Annotated in this window: 12 protein-coding genes; all 12 read right to left on the minus strand. The window is 47.2% G+C overall.

Annotated features, from left to right (window positions below):
- Window positions 1–42: 42 nt before the first annotated feature.
- The 12 genes from E0496_RS12855 to E0496_RS12905 all read right to left on the minus strand — a co-directional run bounded on the left by E0496_RS12855 (window position 43) and on the right by E0496_RS12905 (window position 18,917).
- The gene (locus E0496_RS12855; RefSeq protein WP_141502099.1) at window positions 43–882 is read right to left on the minus strand and encodes a carbohydrate ABC transporter permease; all 840 of its coding nucleotides are present in this window, start codon (window positions 880–882) and stop codon (window positions 43–45) included.
- A gap of 1 nt (window position 883) precedes the next feature.
- Window positions 884–1,780: a carbohydrate ABC transporter permease gene (locus E0496_RS12860; RefSeq protein WP_241674773.1), complete on the minus strand. Its 897-nt coding sequence runs from the start codon at window positions 1,778–1,780 to the stop codon at window positions 884–886.
- A 345-nt stretch (window positions 1,781–2,125) separates the two neighbouring features.
- Window positions 2,126–4,264, minus strand: a complete 2,139-nt coding sequence (locus tag E0496_RS12865) for a discoidin domain-containing protein (RefSeq protein WP_141502100.1) — start codon at window positions 4,262–4,264, stop codon at window positions 2,126–2,128.
- Between the two features lie 52 nt (window positions 4,265–4,316).
- Entirely contained in the window at window positions 4,317–4,457 is a 141-nt protein-coding gene (locus tag E0496_RS36165; protein WP_206669763.1) for a hypothetical protein, read from the minus strand.
- 224 nt (window positions 4,458–4,681) lie between these two features.
- Window positions 4,682–6,118, minus strand: coding sequence for a carbohydrate ABC transporter substrate-binding protein (locus tag E0496_RS12870; RefSeq protein ID WP_141502101.1), 1,437 nt, complete (start codon window positions 6,116–6,118; stop codon window positions 4,682–4,684).
- A gap of 179 nt (window positions 6,119–6,297) precedes the next feature.
- Complete coding sequence (locus tag E0496_RS12875) at window positions 6,298–7,893, minus strand: response regulator transcription factor (RefSeq protein WP_141502102.1); 1,596 nt, start codon at window positions 7,891–7,893, stop codon at window positions 6,298–6,300.
- A gap of 4 nt (window positions 7,894–7,897) precedes the next feature.
- A complete protein-coding gene (locus E0496_RS12880; RefSeq protein WP_241674775.1) occupies window positions 7,898–9,688 on the minus strand; it encodes a cache domain-containing sensor histidine kinase in 1,791 nt (596 codons plus the stop codon).
- Between the two features lie 233 nt (window positions 9,689–9,921).
- Window positions 9,922–12,735, minus strand: a complete 2,814-nt coding sequence (locus E0496_RS12885) for a glycoside hydrolase family 2 protein (RefSeq protein ID WP_206669764.1) — start codon at window positions 12,733–12,735, stop codon at window positions 9,922–9,924.
- A gap of 36 nt (window positions 12,736–12,771) precedes the next feature.
- Window positions 12,772–14,370: a response regulator transcription factor gene (locus E0496_RS12890; protein ID WP_241674777.1), complete on the minus strand. Its 1,599-nt coding sequence runs from the start codon at window positions 14,368–14,370 to the stop codon at window positions 12,772–12,774.
- Window positions 14,370–16,157 (minus strand): cache domain-containing sensor histidine kinase, encoded by a 1,788-nt coding sequence (locus E0496_RS12895; protein ID WP_141502136.1) that lies wholly within the window; start codon window positions 16,155–16,157, stop codon window positions 14,370–14,372. The genes E0496_RS12890 and E0496_RS12895 overlap by 1 nt, the downstream gene beginning before the upstream one ends.
- A 90-nt stretch (window positions 16,158–16,247) precedes the next feature.
- The gene (locus E0496_RS12900; RefSeq protein WP_141502104.1) at window positions 16,248–17,948 is read right to left on the minus strand and encodes a type 2 periplasmic-binding domain-containing protein; all 1,701 of its coding nucleotides are present in this window, start codon (window positions 17,946–17,948) and stop codon (window positions 16,248–16,250) included.
- 72 nt (window positions 17,949–18,020) lie between these two features.
- Complete coding sequence (locus E0496_RS12905) at window positions 18,021–18,917, minus strand: carbohydrate ABC transporter permease (protein ID WP_138755973.1); 897 nt, start codon at window positions 18,915–18,917, stop codon at window positions 18,021–18,023.

Genomic DNA, 18,917 nt, shown 5'->3' on the forward strand with positions numbered 1-18,917 from the left:
CGATATCCACCCTTCCTGGTTGTCAAGTCAAGACATACCGGACTATCCTTTTACTCCGCCAAGCGACATGCCTTCTGTCAGTTTTTTCTGCAGCAAAGCATATACGAGGATGGTTGGGGCAAGCACAATGACTAATCCGGCAAATAAAGAGCCCCAATCGGTAGCGAACTGCTGGATTTGCATGAGGTTAGACAGGCCCACCGGAATCGTCTTCTTGCTGTCGCTTGTGATAAAGGTCATCGCTAGAACGTATTCATTCCAAAAATCAAAGAAGCTAAATACGATAAGCGTAATAATGCCAGGCCGTGCCATAGGCACAATAATGCGCAGCAATATGCCGAAATAGCCGCAGCCATCAATCATGGCGGCTTCCTCGTAATCGAGCGGAATCGACTTCATAAAACCGGTAAGCAAGTATACCGAAAACGGCAGGCTGCCTGTTGCGTAGACCGCGCTTAACCAAAAGCGATTATCGAGCATATGCAAATCATTCATGAAAATAAATAGCGGAACAATAATATAGACGCCCCCGATAAAGAGTCCAGCCATATAAAATTGCGAGATAAATCCGCGGCCGCGAAACTTCATTCGCCCCAATACATAGGCAGAGGGAACCGCCGCAAACAAGAGAACTGCCATCGATAACAAAACGATGATGACCGAGTTGACCATATAGTCACCGATTCTTGCCGTCGAGAATGCTTGAACGTAATTGTTCCAATTGATGCTCGTTGGCAGCTTCCACGGGCTTTCCATGACCTCTGCATTGGTCTTAAAGGAGGCCAGTACATTCCATAAGAGCGGATATACGACCAAAACGGCCTGTACGAGTAGGAAGAGGCGAAGCGCAGTTTTTCCCATGAGGGATACTCGAGTGGACATCTTAATGCGCCCCCTTTTCCGTCAGTTTATTGCTTATAAAGGCAAGCAGCATCGAAATAATGAACACAACAACGCCAATAGCCATGGCATAACCGAAATTCGAGTTGGTGAACGCTTGGGAATACAAGTAGGTCATGACGACCTCTGAATGACGGTCAGGACCGCCCCCTGTCATGATCGAGACGATGATAAAGCTAATGCTGAGGACACCGTTAATGCTGAAAATAATCGTGACGCGAATGATTTCCCAGAGCAGCGGAATCGTAATATTGAAAAATTGCTGTATTCGGGTTGCTCCATCCAAATTAGCTGCTTCATAAAGCTCAGGTGAAATGCTGTCGATGCCTGCCATGTACATTACCATGTAATATCCGGCAGCCTGCCATATGAGGGTGATAGCCAGTGCCCAGAGAACCGTTCGCTGGTCTCCAAGCCATGGCTTTGCCCATTCGCCAAGTCCAAGGATGTCTAAGCCAGAGTTCACAAACCCCATCGTCGGATGATAAATGAAGGACCATAAAATCGCAATGACAACGAACGACAATATGCTTGGGAAAAAGAAAACGGTACGGTAAAATCCGCGTTCCTTTAATTTCGATTGCGTTAGAACGGAGGCATTAATTAAGGCGACAATGATCGTCACGACTGGCACAACCAGCATAAGAAAGCCCGTATTGCGCATGGAAAGTAGAAATGTCTCATCATGGAACAGGTCAACAAAATTTTTGAAACCGATAAATTGGGGCTTATCGCTTAATCCCGTCCAAAGGTACAGCGACTTCTGAAAAATTTGAAACGTGGGATACACTTTAAATAAACAGAATAACGCCAGTCCCGGTAATAAACAGGCAATGATAAATAGTGTTCTTTTTGTTTTCATGGTCATGGCCATCGTCATCGTTCCTTCCCCCTGCCGCACATGCTGCACGAATTCTTGCCGGCTTCATGCAGCACGGATGTCTGTGATGAGCTAATTATATATTCGCAGAGGGCATTGCCAAATGAACAAAAGCGAAGATGTTTATGGAGAAAACCACGACATTCATGGCGCCTCCGCCTGCCGAATCATAAAATCGTACAGGTTCTAACGATGCAGCACCAAGCGTAAACGGCTGAAACCGACCTCCGGTGGCTAAGCTAACGTTTCGCGTAGAAATAGAGAGAAAGTTGGCGAAATGATCTCCTTTCCTATATTTGTACAAATGCCGCCGTCTGAAGCCAGGCGGCGGCATTCCACTTCCTTTTACGTAAACAAGCCTAGCTCAGCAAGCTGCAGCTGTGCTGCACCGCCGCTATTGGCTGTCACGTTCAATCGGTAATATGCGTAAGCAGTCGTGTTCGTAAAGGTATACGTTTTGGTTAAGAATCGGCTTGCAAATGCCTCATTCGTCCTCGTGTCGAGCGTCGTCCAGCTCGTGCCATTGTTGGAGCCTTGTAGCGTCCAATTCTTAGGGTCTCTGTCCGGCACATCGTTGGCCGACGTAATCGCATACGAGGTTACTTTATGCGTAACGCCGGTTACAAATTGATACTGAATCCAGCCGGTTCCCGTTGTAATTAACCATTTCGTAGAGGTGTTGGCATCGAACGCTTTCTCCTTCTCTTCTCCCGCGGGGCTGCTTGTCGAGCTTGCCGTAACCGTTCCGCCTACAGTCACCGACGTCGGTCCGCCTCCTCCTCCGCCGATGACGGTGGATTCGAATGCGCCGATATCCGGAGCAGCTCCGTTAAATAAGGAATTGCCATAGAAATCCTTGGTCCCCAGCTGCGGCACATTATATCCTGCATTTATCAATGGGGATGTGGCTTGCAGCTTGTATCCATCCCATACGGTAGCACCGCTTTTAAAGCCATTAGCCCCTAGCGTCGGCGTTTGCCCTGGGTTAACCATTTGCGGAGGCGCGATGACCTTCGCCGGATCATTCGGTTCTCCAGCGGCATGGCTGCCCGTAGTGACATAAAATGCATTGTTTCTAAATACGGCCGTTCCATAGCTGCCGGAACTGCTCGGCCAGAAGCTGGAGGAAGGCGTATTTTTGTCATAGAAGACGTTATTGTAAAAATAATAAGGCACACTTTTAAAATAAGTAGATGCAAGGTTAGCGTTGGAATTCGTGAATTTCGTTACGCCGCCGTTATAAATAAACACATTGTTCAGGAAATAGGTTGCCGAAGTGTCGACATCGAACCATCCGAACTTAATCAGGTATGCGGCATTATCGTCACTAATGTTATATCTGGCGATATTGTTGCTGCTTCTTCCAAGGTAGGACATCCACCCCATTGGATTGTTGTGGGTATAGTTGAATTGATAGACGATATTGCTGTTGGGGGAATCAAAATCGAAGGCCGTTCCATCTCCATTATTGGCACCTGTTGTCGTGGGACCGCCATAAACCTCATTGTTCTGGAACGTGACGTTTTGGGATTTCCAAGGATAGATGCCTGCGCTTTCAGCGTTGTAGCGTTTCGACCAGCCGTCGACAACGTTGTACTCTACAATTGCATCCTTCGCATCGCATACATCGATGGCCCCTTGCCCAATGTTGCGCATGTAGTTGTGGCCGATATAAATATTCGTTTGCCATAAATTATTAGGCCCAATCTCATCTTGGAATGCTGTTGTTGTCGTGTAATTGAAGTTGGCAATCGCAAGCAAATCAACCTTCTCAATCGTATTGTTCTCAATCCTGACGTCGTTGAAGGTCATGTTGGCCTTCAACGCTCCAATGACATAAAACATAATACCGCCGTTAAAGGAAGCGTTTCCATATAAGTTTGGCCATTCGTTCGGGCTATCCACGTCATGCACATAGTTATCATGAATATAAATATGGTCCATGATGGTGTCTCCGCCTGCTGCCACTTGATTCGTATCCAGCACGATCAGAATGCCGTCTCGAATGTTGGAAGGCTTGCTGCTTACATACGTAGTCGTAACCGAATCTACGTTAAAGTTATCGTCATTCGTCACTTCAAGGTTGCTAATTTCCCAATACTGCTGGTTCCGCAGCATAACGGCACCTGTCGCTTGATAATCGCGCTGGGTTCCTCCGCCATTAATAATGGGACGAGCGGTTCCTCCGTACTTATCAATTTTAATGGGGGCATTCGCATCTCCTGAGCCTTTCGGCCATAGCTGACCGTTCCATACTCCGCCCGATTTGAACAGAATTTGGTCGCCTGGCTGGAATGTCGTTGCGTTCACCTTCGTTAAGGTTTTCCATGCGGCACTGGTTGAGGTCCCGCTGTTCGTATCGTTTCCGGCAGCAGAATCAACGTAATAGATTGTATTTGCCGCGCTTGCAGGCGCTGGCCCGATTACAAATATAGTGGAACATAGAACTAGCAAAGCTAATACGCTTAAAAAATGCTTTTTCATGTTATTGCTCCCTCCCAAACTTGTTTGAACTCTTCATTAAGTTGGAAAATCGCTAGCTTTCCTTTATCCTGCCGTTAGCCTGAATGCACATCACCTCTTTAACCCTATTGTTTGTTGCCGGTTCCGGGTAGATGCCTATCACCCCCTCTCCATTCCGAAACAAGCCGATCATGGAATGAGACAGTAAAGCCATTCACTTCAAGTGTGTGCGTTGCGCCGCCAGTTGCTCCTTATTATAGATTCACATTAGAATTCACCAAATGAACAAAATGGACGATCTATATAGAGGATTTTCAGGTCCCTCACAAATAAAATGCCCGCAACAAAAAAACAGGATGAGTTGGAGGCTAATCCCTCCGCTCATCCTGCTTTTCAACTGCTTCTTAATTCCCCTTATGGCTATGATTCCAAAATAGGTTACTGTGCTCCAGCAGCATCCAATTCCTTCTTAATTGCCGAATATACTTTATAAAGCTTTTCACTATATTGCTCCAAGGTCATTTGCTTGCTCATAATCGAGGAGAATGGTTTATACACTTCATCGCTAGGATTGTATTTGCTGCCTTTCGCTACGGGCATAAAGTTGCCGTTTACTGCGATCATTCCGTCATCCGCCGCTTTATACACATTATACGTCGTCTCCGTGATGTATTCCTTCACTAGATCCGGCGCGCCTTTGACCGCCATAACCGCTTTGGCCTTCTCGCCATTCAGCTTAATGACCTTGTCCGTGTACAGATACTTAAGGAATGCTTTGGCAAGCTCAGGGTTCTTGGCTTTGGCGGGAATCATGACGGTCTCTACGCTGGTCAGGGCTGATACCGGTGCATCCGCTCCGAACGATGGAACCCCCAGATAACCGAATTTAAACCCATCCTCTCGAGGCGCATCCTTCATCTCATCCTCGAACCAGCTGCCGTTTGGAATAAACATCGATTTTCCTTGAAGGAATGCCGTCTGCGATTGGGTGTGGTTAAGCGCGACCGTTCCATTCATCAGGGCATTGTCCTCTGTCGCAAGCTTCTCAACGAGGGCCCATACCTGCTTGAACGTATCGCTCTTCCAAAACTCAGGATCGAAGTCGAAAAATTGCTTCAATGCGTCTTGTCCTCCCGCCGCATAAATGGCAGGCACGATCATTTCTTCCAAATAGCCAGGATAAATCCCTTGGTAAGTAAAGAGCGCGCGTCCGTTCTCTTTGGCTGCCGCATTTGCAGCAAAGAAATCATCCCATGTTTTTGGCGGCGTAATCCCTTTGGCATCGAATAACGCTTTGTTGTACCACAAGCCCATAACGCCAAAGTTGTAGGGCGCCAAATAAACTTTGCCGTCATCATAGGGTGCCGTTGCGCGGGAATTCAGTACGCCATCGAGGATTTTATCCTTTAGCGGTGCACCCTCCGGCGTTAACTCATCAAATACAGCCGTCAGATCAAGCAGTGCTTTGTCTTTAATCAGGCCGTTCACAAGAGGCGTATTGTCACTGCCCGCGATGTACATGAAATCAGGCGGATTACCGGCAACGATTTTCGGACGAATGAGTTCAGCTATTTTAGGACTTGCCGTAATGCTGATTTTCGTTCCAGGGTAATCCTTCATGAATTCCTCTGCGACGCTGTCCCAGAATTCCCTGCCATAGCCGCCTTGGAAAACAGCGACATCAAGCTCCGGATTTTCAAATGTTTGCTTCTCTGGTGCAGTGCTCTCCGATGGAGCAGCGGTGGCTGCCTCCGTTGCAGTCGAGGATGTCGGTGAAGGCTCATTGTTTGCGTTGTTGCTTGATCCACAGCCAGCTAACATCGTGGTCAACAAAATAGCGGCTGATGCAGCCGTAAACCAATTCTTTTTTCTCATGGATTTAGTGACCCCTTTCGTTTGTGATGAGCTTTATTATAAGTTCACCGGGGGCATTACCAAATGAACAAAAGAGCGGATGATGATGGAGAATTTTAAGCCTGCGCCGGAACTGAATGAACGAGCCTATCCGATTCTTATTAATCTCATCCCTTACCTGTACGATCTTATGATTTCTTTTACCTTGAAGAAACGCCAATGACGTTTTTGGGAGCGCTGCCAAAGCGCTTTCGAAACAAACGGTTGAAATAAAAGGGATCTGGAATGCCTACCTCGATTGCAACCTGCTTTACGAGGTACTTTCCGGATAGTAACAGCTCATAGGCTTTGTTCATTCGTATTTCATTTAACCGCGTGAGAATGCTGCTCCCCGTCTCTGCTTTGAATATTTGACAAAGATAAGGCTCTGACAGCGCTACATAAGAAGCAACATCCGAAATGGACACTCGGTCTGCATAATGTTGTTCCAAATACGCCAAGGCTTGTTGGATTTCCTCACGCAGCGCCGAAATTTGGGGGCCCTTCCCGATGGAGCCCAATAGCTCATCCGACATTTCCTTAATGAGAAGCATTAAGCTGGAATCCGAGTCCGCCGCTTCGATTTTCTCTATCCAGCATTTCTCGTTCCACGGCGTTTCCTTCTGCTGCGCGATCAAGTTAGACAACCCCCAAATGCCGCCCCCTAAAATTCGCTTAAGCGACTTCGAATGGATGCCATGCTTCGCTGCAGATTCAATCAAAACAAAAGCGCTTTCCACCCAAAGCTCGATGGCGCTCCCGCCGAAGCCGCGCAGGCTCTCTTTCAGCTTCGTTTCCGCTGCGCGAAAACCTTCATCCGTATCGACCGCAAGCTTCGCATTTGAATGGTAGCCTTCTTTATAAGCAGAATAGAACCTGAGCTCCTCCGCCTGCTTGTTCCTGTACATTTGCTCTATGAGACTTTCAAATGATGCGGCTACTTGACCATAAATCACATTGATGCCCAGCCCATAATACATTTCCGAAAGCTTGACCATACGTTGGGCAATTTCTTCAGGATCAACGATATTTTGGACAAACGGCGTCGCAGTAATCAACGTATAACGGTTAGGGTGAGTATGAAACACAAATAAAAATAGCTTTTTCGGGAATAATCCTTCGGCAAGCTTTTCTAACGTTTCATGAAAATCTATCGTCTGATTATGGTGGAGTTCACCCTCCTGCAAATAGAAATTAAACGTATAACAGCATGAGCCATCCAGAATAGCTGCCGCTCTCTGCTGCTCTTGATTGAAAGCAGCTAGATTGCGATGATCCGCTTCTCCTTGCCCATTATTTTTCAACAAATCATACAGCCGTTCGATCTCTCCGTTTACATCCTCATTAAGGTCCATGGGGGCTGCAGCATGAATCTTCTTCCCATCCAGCTTAACCGCGATTTCTTCAAGGGTATGCATAAAGGTTTCCGTCTTCAACGTGAGCTTGAGCATATAATCGTGGGCTCCGCATTTGAGTGCCTCTCGGACAAGTTCAAAATCATTATAATTGCTAAGCACAAGGACTTCTCCTTTAAAACCGCCCGCCATTAAGGATTTGATGAGCTTAAGGCCATCCATTTCCGCCATTTTGATATCTGTAATTACAATATCCGCATTCGTTCTCCGCACCAATTCAAGCGCCGACACGCCGCTCGCAGCGGATCCCGCATACTCAAAGCGGCTATCCTCCCATTTGATGATGGTTTTGACAGCATGGCGAACGATCATCTCATCATCTACGATAATCACTTTATACATGTCTTTACCCTTCTTTCATCGTCATTGGCAATCTGATTAAGGTTTCCGTCCCGATATCCGGCTCACTCCACGTTTCAATCCCATACTGCTTTCCAACATGTAAGCGTATCCTTTCATCCACGTTGCTCATCCCAATACCTGAAAGCTTATCATGGGAATACTTCCGCTGATGTACCTTTGCCATATCAAAGCCTTTTCCATCATCCGAAATTTTGAGCAAAAGCATTCCATCGCTAATCGAGCCATCCACAACGATCTGCACTCTCCGACCCTCCCCGCTTCCCGCATGGAGAATCGAATTTTCTACAATCGGCTGCAAAATGAATCGCGGGACAAGGCAGCGATAAAGCTGGACATCATTCATGCTGCATACTAATTTGAACGAGTCGCCGTACCTAATTCGTTGGATGACTGCGTAATGCAATACATTGTCCAGTTCTTTCTCTAAGGTGATCATTTCCTCCGTGTCCAGAATCGTATTGCGGAGCAATTCCGACAGTGACGCTATTCCCTGCTCCACGTTTTCGTTGCCGCTCATCATGGCGCTCCATTTCAAGGAGTTTAACGTATTGAATAAAAAATGAGGGTTGATCTGCGCTTGGAGCATCTTCAGCTCCGCATCCCTTTTCGCCTGCTGCTCTTCCTCCACCTGGTAGATCAGCCTTTTGAGCCGGTCCACCATCTGATCGATCGTCTCGGACAGCTTTCCCATTTCATCGGGGTGGGTGACGCCAAGTCTCGTTTCTAATTTTCCCAGCTTGATTTGTTTCGCATACTGAAGCAGGTCACGCATGGGTCTATTAATGCTGCGATAAATCCACATGGCTAGCAATCCTGCCAATAGAAGAATGAGCAAGCAAATATAAATGATATTTTCTCTGATAACAGCAAGCTCCGAAATAATATACGAGTGAGGAATGAGTCCGATCATATACCAGTCTGCTGACCTAATATAGCTACTGCCTACGAGCACTCTTTTCCCATCGATATTCGCATAAAAGGTTCGGCCCGAAGCATTGGAAATCAGGGTGTTGAACACTTTCTGTTGATTGTACAACTGTCCTTGAGGAATGGACGAAGATACCGAAGACACGACAATACCCTTATTATCCGCAATATAAAGCCTTCCGCCTTTCCCCAGATCCACATGCTCAAAGGTGTTGCGCGAGAAGACCTTCTCATCAATTACGATAATAAGGTAACCTAAGCTTTGGTTAAGATTATCTTGCGAGTAAATGATGCGGCTGAGCGCAATTTTGTTCGAGCCTCGATTGGATTGCAGGTGCGTCCACTTAATGTTGCCCGCCGTCTCCGCTATTCCTTGAAGGGCGTCGTTCAGTTGATTATGAGGGTACCATTCGAAGCCCAAATCAAAAAACGCTTGTTCATCATTGGCAAGAATGACTACATTGGAAATATTGCTAAGCCGAAACACTTGCTCTCCCAGTGCGTCTTTAATATTCGTCTGCAAACCATATTTTTCGAAATCAGTCATGCTGTTCACATGCTGGAGCCCGTTCTGAATGAGGCTGTTGATAATAATAGATTCACTGAGCGTCTCGTATTGCTCAAGCTCTCGTGAAGCATTTATAGCAGAGCCGGCTAGTACTTGCAGAGTGGACGTGCTTAATTTCTCCGATATGGACTTTTCGTAGCTAATATTCGAATAAAGAGCAACAAAGACGACAGGCAGAAGAGAGGTGATCAGAAAAGCGATTAACAAGCGATGCTTAATTGACAATTTCCGTAAAAACGTGGAGTCCTGCAAATTTCTCAGCTTCAAATTTCCTTTCATCCTTGCACCGCCCGCCTCTTACTCCAATCATGTATCCGTAAAAGAATAACTCTATCTTAAGTGGAAAATAATGTTCAGTCTACTATGTTAAAAAAAACAATTTTCCTCATCACAAAAAGGACCATCCCCAATGTTATACCATCAGGATGACCCTTTAGATTAGCTATAGTATAAAGGGGGTTCCAACAGCAGCAGCCCTGCTCACCTGAGAGCAAGGCTGTTAATATTCTAAGCTATTCGTTCGGATAAGAAGGATTAATAACCGCTTGGCCGCGATGCGACTGTCTTCCGGTCGCCGCATTCGGATCTAACACGCTGCGAAGCTGCTCGAAGCTTAGCTCGCTTGTTGGCTTAAACACCTCTGAGGCAGCATAGCTGCGCAGACTGTGAAGCAGTTGCCTAGCTTCCGGCTTATCCTGCTGGCCAATTAGATCGCTCGCGCATACGAGCAGGCTTCCGCTGCCTACTTTAGCTTCAAAGATCAAGCCGAGCTTATGATTACGCTCGAAGTTGTCAATAACCTGCACGATTGGGCGGAAATCAGCTGGCAAATCATCCAATACAAGCGAGTGCGAGTTCATCATAATCGGCCACCATTGCCAATTGCTATGGAACTCAGTCGGGAATGCCTGGAATGCGGGATGCTGCTCATCACATAGCAAGCCTAGCGTTCCCGGTGCAGGTGCCGCATTATTTCCTTCGCAAATGGATCTAAACATCGGGTAACACCAGAAATCTGAAGCGAAAGCCCCGTCAATATGGGAAGATAGCTGGTCCTGCTCGGCAATCAGCAGCACGCGTCCGCCTCGATCCAGCAAATCATGAACCTCTTGGTCGAGCCGCCGGCGTACAGGAATGTCTCCATTTGCATTCGTATCGACTGCTTCCGGGTATACCCAAATGTCATAATGATTCGTGATCCCGCCCTCCTTCCATGCAAGCTGCAGCGTAAGCTTAGCTGGCGCCTTCACTTTAGACAGCTTGATTTGAAGTGTTCCTATGGAAGCCAAAGCTCCTTGCTGGGCTTCTGCAGCGTCTGTCGCGCCAGCCTCAATTAGCTGATCGCCTTGATGAAGCGACCAGTCCAGTTGAATGCCCGAGAGCTCGTTAGCACCGTAATTCGCCATTTCCAATTGCGCTTCGAATGTCTCATTCACGGTATACGTATATCGTGGGAAACGGGCAAGCAGCACGATGTCCGAGCAAAACTCACGCCATTTCTCCGGTTCGATAAAACCTTTCGAATCCATGAACGCATCCAATACGCCGACTAGTGCCGTCCCTTGACCAGGGAAATCCTGCAGATCGAGCAATTGAAACCCGCCGAAGCCCGGCGTGCGTAAAGCGGCCTCAATTTCTTCGCGGTAGCATAGAACGGCAAGCTGCCCGGATGCTTGGAAGAAATCATCCGCTTGATCGCCCATCCCCGCCTGCCCAAGCCTTTCACGAAAAACTTCAAAATTACGTGCCTGTAGAACACCGACATATTTATCGATTTCGCCGAAGTTAGGGAATGATTGATATTGACCGATCTCATGGCTGACGATAGGTGCTTGGATATCCGGCAGATTATGCCTGTAGTCCGTGAGCGTTGATGGATAGCTTGCCTGCACATGTCCAAGCGGCAAGTCCGCATGCGAGAACGAAGCTCTAACGATAGAACCGGCATGACCCGTGCGCATCGTCACCCAGAAATCAGATTCTTCCGTAAAGGAAGGCGCCCAGAAATAGTTATTTGCTCCTTCAGCGTATAGGCGTCTGCTGTCTCGTTCCCTGTACTCCCTCAGCAGTGCCAGCATCGCTTTGCGGCTTCCATGCAATTCGTTGCCAAGCGTAAACAACGCGAATGATGGGTGATTTCCGTATGCTTCCAGAATACGCAAGCCTTCCTCACGCAAATAGTCCGCCCTTGCTTCATCATACTCCTCATCCTCTGGATCTTGGAAGGCTCCCCAATACGGCAGCTCCGGCTCGAAATAAACGCCTAGCAAATCCGCAGCTGCAAAGCCCGCTTCTGGTGGACAACAGGTGTGGAAGCGGTAATGGTTAATGCCATAAGCTTTCGCGATGGACAATACCTTAACCCACTCCTCCACGGTCATCGGCGAATAGCCCGTAATCGGAAACGTCAAAGCGTCATGCTTGCCCCGCAAAAATACCTTTCGGCCATTATTCGTAAACTGAGTTCCTTCTGTGCTGAATTGACGCAGGCCGAAGCTTACAGCTTGCTCATCCCGATAGGTTCCCTGCCCGGCAATGGCCTCCAGATTAATTCCCATACGATAAAGCGCAGGAGTAAATTCGTCCCACAGCACAGCATCCTCGCCTATCACGTAATCCCATTCGACCGTTTGAGAGCCCGGCTCTGAAGAGATATTCAGTATCCTCCTTGCGTGCTTAGAGGCTGCGAGAGCTGTCCCTGCAACATCCGACAACTCAAATGAAAGCCGGACATCGGCAACGCTCGAAGTTTCGTTAATCAACTGAAAGACGAAACGCACCGACTTATTCGCTACATCGGGATGGACATTAATCCGTTCCACACGGATCAATTCTGCCGCCTGTATTTCGATTCTGCCCAGCAGTCCGTTCCAGTTCGTTTGCGTGTCGGGGGATGTCATATGCCCGCCTTTTACCGGCAAGCTGCTATTATCGACCAATACCGTTAACGTATAAGTTCCCGGAGCCATCGCTCCAAATTCATAGACATGAGGCGCGCTGACACTATTCTGCGTACCCTTCCATTCTTCGTCGATCCACACCTGCGTTATTCTTGTTCGTTCCATATACAGCCGAATAGGCTTGCCCGCCCAGGCTTCCTTAATTTCAATATCACGCTGGTACCAAGCATATCCATTTAACGGATACGTTTCGGTCAGATGGGCAACTTCCCTTGCAAGGTCGTATTCACCTTTTTTATTTTCGGCAGTCGTTCCCGGCAGTTGAATATCATCTTGCAGCTGCTCTTTATAATAATGATTGTCGATACCTTTCTTCGACTCGTCTAGTTGAAATCTCCACGTTCCCGCAATGGACTCTATCATCATTTCTATCCTATCCTCCAGCTCTTGGCATGATCCGCCTTAATGGTAATCTCTATATTCTTGCGGCGTATAGCCCGTCGTCTTCTTGAACAAATAGGCAAAATAAGCTGCGGTCTGAAATCCGACCTGCTCAGATACCTCGTACACCTTTATGCTTGGATTGTTAAGCAGCTCTTTGGCTTTATTCATGCGCGTTTCCTGTAGAAAATCAGATATTGTTTTGCCCATCTCTTTTTTGAACAGCACGCTCAAGTAACTCGCATTCAGATGATGAATTTCAGCAATTTGTTTCACTGTGATATGTTCTTGGAAATGTGCCTCCAGATACTCGGAAACCTTGCCAATCAGATTATGCCTTTGGCTGGCTTCACCTTTCTTTTCGTTAGCCATATGGCGTTGAACGTAATCGATCACAACTTCACGAATTTGCGCCTCGCTTCTGCAATCGATCAGCTTCTGCCACATCTCCAAATTCATTTCCCCGCCCAGCTCTTTATTCCATGTCTGCTTGCGAGCCAGTTCGCTGAGCACTGCCATGCCAAACGCTTGTATATACGTAAATGGCATAGAAGGCTGAGGCATCAGCCTATCGAACACATTATTAACGTAGTCAACAACCTTATGAGCATCGGCAGCATCTTCTGTCAGCTGTATAATCTCGGGTATAATCTCTTCACGCAGACGAAATTGTTGAAATTCGGATTCATCCAGTCGATCATAGTGCAGAATTTGCCCACTCTCCATCAAGCGGAATCTTGCCATCATGAATTTAACTTCCTTATAAAGCGTCGGTACATCCTCCCAGACGGTACATACTCTGCTATTGCCAATCGTAACCGTTGAGCCGTACTGCTCCTGCATGACAGTTTGGATGAAAGCAAGCTGTTTTTCAATTGATGCGCGTTCAAGCGGAGTTAAATTAATGTGCAAGGCCACGATTTCATCGGTGACGGTCTTTGCGACATAAACATGATCAAAATCACTTAAGCCGATATGGACCGTTCTCAAAAATCCGTTGCTGATCACAACCCGCTCTCTTGCGTCCTGCACCGAGGAATGAAAGTGATCATAGCCCAAAACGATTAAGCCGATTTCTTGGTTGCTTGCAGGAAGCTCCAGCAGGCTGCCCCATGAATGCAGCATTTGGGCATGAATGCCTGCCTCCCCAATAACATCGGATACGAACCGTTCTCTGACGATATCGAGGCTGCCGGATACTTTCTGCTGCAGCTCCTGTGCTTGATTCTCGATTTGCTTTAGCTTAGTCAATGTCTTGCGGAACCCGATAAGCTTGCTCTCTACCTCTTCCACTTTAATCGGCTTCAACACATACGCTTGCGCCCCAACGTTCATCGCTTCCTGTACGAATTCGAATTCGTTGTAGCCGCTGATCATCAGCACTTGAAGCTGCGGCTGAGTGGCTTTAAGCTTTGCTACAAGCTCAATTCCCGTCATAACAGGCATAGATACATCTGATATCAACACATCAATAGAAGTATTCCGCAATATGTCGAGCGCTTCTTGACCGGACTCTGCGGTGAAAGGGCTATCGTAGCCTAACTCCTTCCACTTGATATAGCGCACCAGCCCCTGAATATGGGTAGGCTCATCATCCACAATCAACGCTTGTAACAACATTACATCACCTTCCTAATCTGCGGCTTATGAACGCTTGCCGGTATGATAATCGTTGCCGCCGTCCATTCGTTCTCTTTGCTGTCGATGGTAAATTCATGCTTGTTCTCAAAATAGAGCTGGAGCCGCTCGCGAATATTAGCCGTACCGTATCCGTTTCCGTTCCCCGCCTGCTTTCCTAATTGAATCTGTTCCAGCAGCTCGCTTGAGATGCCTATCCCGTTATCGAACACCTCGAATCGAATGTTGTCTTGTTCGAGCTGCGCCGAAATTCGGATAACGCCGCCCTTCTTCCCTGTAATGTTGCCATGCAAATAACAATTTTCCACAATAGGCTGTAATAACAGCTTGATGGTGTAAAGCTCCAGCAGCTCTTGCTCGATATGCCACTCGATGGTCACCCTTCCCGGATAACGCATTTCTTGAATGTCCAAATAAGCTCTCACATGATCAAGTTCGCCCTTTATTTGTATAACATTAATTTTATTGTCCAGCGCCAGACGGTAAAAGGCGGTCAAGGCGTCTATAGTGCGCAGCTGTTTTTCGTCTTGAAGATCCAGCGCACGCCACCTTAGCAAACTTAACGAATTGTATATAAAATGCGGATTGATTTGAGCCTGCAGCGCTTTGAATGATTGCTCGCGTTCCTTGAGCTTCGCTTGCGTAATGTCTTCAACGAGCATACCCAGACGGCCGGACATCGAATTAAACAAAATTTCCAGATCGCCGAGCTCATCTTTAGCCGTATTGCGAATACTGACATCGAATTGTCCTTGACTAACATCGTACATGCGCGTGCCAAGCTTACGAATCCGCCATACGACATTTTTCAGCACCGTCATGATCAAAAAAGTCGAACAAAGCAGAAATAAAAAAATAACAGCAATAATGCCGTATAAAATCGTCTTGGACTGGCGCTCAAGCTGATCCATCTGGATCAGCGCGGCCACATGCCAGTTCGAATCAATCGGCCTGACCATAAGCAGATTGCCACCCACCATTACGCCGTCAGATAGGCTCGCTTCATTCCAGTGATTGTTCAGCGTTGTCGATTGAATCTTTAATCCGATTTTTTCTGGATCGGAGGAAACGATGATCGTGCCGTAATCGTCAATAATCGATAATTCACCCGAACCGCTGAACGGCTGATTAAAAAGGTTGCCGAAGACCGACTTATAGTCTAGCAGCATATAAATAATGCCCTGCATATTGCCGGCAGGACTCATCACTTTATGGGAGATTACAAGCTTATCCTTGTTTACATTGCTCCATATTAACGAGCTTGAAGCCTCGGCCGTTTTTGTGAACCAATCCGTTTCATTTAAGCCAGGCTGTAACATACGCCCTTCCGGCTTCCAAAGTAATCGTCCATCCTGCACAAGCGTCGGATTCGTGTGATAAATTCGAAAATCGTCGATACCCGGCAAATATTTACTCGTGAATACGAATGAACGGTCCACATACTCGACTGTGTTCAACTGCTCGAACATATCCGAATAATCGCGGCTTAATCGCGAGATTAGTTCCCCGTCCGTTGCCGTCCGCGTGGCAAGCACATCGTAGCTCTGCTTGCGAAAGTCTATATTTTGAACAGTTTGGCGCATCGCTTCATTAATGGTAACCAAATAATTCGCTCTGAAGCTTTCAAGCGCAAGATAACCCGCTCCAATGCCTAAAAAGATCGTGGGAACAAAAATAATCGCTCCATAAAGAATTAATATTTTTGTACGAAGATTCATTTTCTGGGTGTACTTGATAACGATTCGTTCAAGGCTGCGGCGAAATTGCATCATATCCCTCCTTTCCGTATTGTAATCGTATTCGTAACAATGGAAAAGGGAGCAACCTCCTAGAAGGGGTTGCTCCACCATCGTTTACAGCTAGCCTTGTTCTTTCAACAGCACTTCATATTGCTCCTGCCATTCTTGCTTAACTTCAGTCCAGTGTCCACGTTTCTCAAGGGCATCACGGAACGCCTGCCAGGTTGCTTCGAACTGCTCGTCGCTTTTGGACATGATGAATTTCGCTCTATACTCTTTGCGAATGTTTTCGAGCTCAGGCAAGTATTTCTCTAGCAGTCCGCCTCCCTTCGCTTTAACCAAGTCATAGGTTTGCGTGCTGCGCACGGCTCCCATTTGTCCAACCGTTTCCGTCATTTTCGACGTTTTGTCGTTTCCGACTTTATCTCCTTCACCGTAATTCCACCACGGATACCAGTCATTATTGTAGGAAGAAATCATATACAGCTCTGGCGTAACTTTCGCTTTCTGCGCAGGCTCGCCGGAATTACGTGCTTTATCATATTCTGCATCAATATATTTCCATCGTCCTAGCGGCTGATCGACCCAGCCCCAGAACGTTCCTTCTGGTCCTTCGTTAACGACTTGCTGCTGATCCGCTTTAGGCTGAAGCGTGTAATCAAGGAACTTTAGAACCGCCTCTAGATTTTTGGAATCTTTGCTAAGGTAGACGTCATATCCTGGATACGGGTTGATGACAGTGTTCGCTCCAAGCGCCTCAACGCCCTCTACCTTAGGGAATGGAACGACTTCATAGAACCAGCCTGGCTCAGTCGGGCCGTCCAGCGTCTCCCAGATTGAATTATCTACGTTAAAGAAGGAGCCTACGTTCATCGCTACGCGTCCAGCTTTGTTTTTCTCTTTGTAGCGTTCCTTTTTATCGGTTACAACCTCTGGGTCCACCAGATTGGAACGATACATTTTGTTGATCCATTGGTAAGCCGCTTTATACTGTGGGTCGTCATACAAGAGGACAAGTTCGTCACCCTTCTTTTCTACCGGGATAATACCGCCTCCTGTCGTTACGCCAAATGCGCTCAAAATCGCATTTTCATCATTCCAGCCAGCCGTATCGTTAGGATCCATTAAGAAGCTAAGCGGAATCAGCGGCTTGCCTGACGCGTCTTTTTGCTCAGCGGCTTTTTTTAAGTACGCTTCAACGCCTTCAATCGTAGCCAAATCCGCTTTGGTCATTCCGGCTTTCTCCAGAACGTCCGTACGAACAAGCCATGTTTGCGACGCCCAGCCCGGCCATGGATTGTCAGGGTTTTGGTCGAACCAGGTCGGAATGGACCAAATATGCCCGTCCGCATCCTTCATTTGGTCCAAATATAGCTTAGGAATCGCTGCAAGGTTAGGATATTGATCAGGCATATCGAAATATTGCTCTACTGACAGAATTTTATTGGAACGGATCATCGCTGCTTTTACGATTTCGCTGCGGTTGAAGACAGCTGCATCTTCGAAGCCGCCCGTATTCAGCTTCAAGTTAAGCGCCGTGACGGCGTCACCTTGAGTAGCTTCAAGCACAACCTCAATGCCCGGCTCCGCTTCCTTCCAATTTTTTTGGACAAGGCTATCATTATTAACCGTTGCCGACCAGCCCAACCATAGATTGAATTTCTGTGAGCCTTTTGTCGTTTCCGTTCCGCCTTGCGCCGCATTCGTGCTTTTTGGTTCGTTCTTAGGTGTGTTTGAGCCTGAACATCCTGCGACCACAGAAAGCAATACCACCGCGGACATGGCCATTAAACCGGTCTTCTTTACCCATTTGCTCTGCATGCTTATTTCTCCCCTTTTCACTTGCATGATTAACGGTATGTGATGATGCCCAATACCCTAAAGTAGCCGCTCCTATCCTTTGACGGAGCCGATCAATACACCCTTCACGAAGTACTTCTGAAGGAAAGGATAAACACATAGAATCGGAATCGCGCTGACCATTACCGTCGCCATTTTGACCGACATGAGCGTCACGTTCTGCATTTGCGTTCCTCTTGCGAGTGCTTCCTGATTCGAGTTCGAGCCCAAGATGGCCGACATATCCTGCGCCGACAACAGTTGCTGCAGAAACGTTTGTACGGGAATCAAATCTTGCTTGGTTACATAGAATGCTCCAGCGAACCAATCATTCCAATGACCTACGGCTGTGAACAATCCGATTGCCGCAAGCATTGGCTTCGACAGCGGGACGATGATTTGAAGCAATACGCGGAATGGCCCTGCGCCATCCAGCTCCGCCGACTCAACAAGTGCCTCTGGAATACCTTGAATGAACTTCAGCATGACAAACATATTCCAGGCAGAGAACATACCCGGTATGATATAAACCAAGAAATTGTTTATAAGACCCAAATTATAGAGCTGAATATAGAGGGGGACAAGTCCGCCGCTGAAGAGCATCGTGAGCAAAATATAGCTCAGAATCGATTTGCGGAATGGCACCTTCGTATAAGATAAACCGAATGCCACCATCAGTGTGACCATAAGGCCAGCTATCGTACCTGCAATGGTACGAAGGATCGTAATGAGATAAGCATGCTGGATCACTTCGTTGCCAAGCACGATTTCATAGTTGATTAGTGTAAATGCCCGTGGCAACAAATATACGCCGCCCTTCGCTGCGTCGGTTCCCTCATTCAGTGAGATCGCCAGCATATACGCGAATGGATAGAGCACGGATAAACATAGCAGAAGCATAAGAACAATAAGAATGATTTGGGAAATGATCTCTCCAGATGTACGTTTCAT

Origin of the sequence: Paenibacillus luteus (assembly GCF_006542765.1) — a bacterium.
GTDB classification, from domain to species: Bacteria; Bacillota; Bacilli; order Paenibacillales; family Paenibacillaceae; genus Pristimantibacillus; species Pristimantibacillus luteus.

Bases quoted from the DNA above. Each gene is read 5' to 3' on its own strand.
- E0496_RS12855 (WP_141502099.1), bottom strand. From the start codon at position 882: ATGTCCACTCGAGTATCCCTCATGGGAAAAACTGCGCTTCGCCTCTTC.
- E0496_RS12885 (WP_206669764.1), bottom strand. From the start codon at position 12,735: ATGATGATAGAGTCCATTGCGGGAACGTGGAGATTTCAACTAGACGAG.
- E0496_RS12870 (WP_141502101.1), bottom strand. From the start codon at position 6,118: ATGAGAAAAAAGAATTGGTTTACGGCTGCATCAGCCGCTATTTTGTTG.
- E0496_RS12900 (WP_141502104.1), bottom strand. From the start codon at position 17,948: ATGCAGAGCAAATGGGTAAAGAAGACCGGTTTAATGGCCATGTCCGCG.
- E0496_RS12875 (WP_141502102.1), bottom strand. From the start codon at position 7,893: ATGTATAAAGTGATTATCGTAGATGATGAGATGATCGTTCGCCATGCT.
- E0496_RS12905 (WP_138755973.1), bottom strand. From the start codon at position 18,917: ATGAAACGTACATCTGGAGAGATCATTTCCCAAATCATTCTTATTGTT.
- E0496_RS12890 (WP_241674777.1), bottom strand. From the start codon at position 14,370: ATGTTGTTACAAGCGTTGATTGTGGATGATGAGCCTACCCATATTCAG.
- E0496_RS36165 (WP_206669763.1), bottom strand. From the start codon at position 4,457: ATGGCTTTACTGTCTCATTCCATGATCGGCTTGTTTCGGAATGGAGAG.
- E0496_RS12865 (WP_141502100.1), bottom strand. From the start codon at position 4,264: ATGAAAAAGCATTTTTTAAGCGTATTAGCTTTGCTAGTTCTATGTTCC.
- E0496_RS12880 (WP_241674775.1), bottom strand. From the start codon at position 9,688: ATGAAAGGAAATTTGAAGCTGAGAAATTTGCAGGACTCCACGTTTTTA.
- E0496_RS12895 (WP_141502136.1), bottom strand. From the start codon at position 16,157: ATGCAATTTCGCCGCAGCCTTGAACGAATCGTTATCAAGTACACCCAG.
- E0496_RS12860 (WP_241674773.1), bottom strand. From the start codon at position 1,780: ATGACGATGGCCATGACCATGAAAACAAAAAGAACACTATTTATCATT.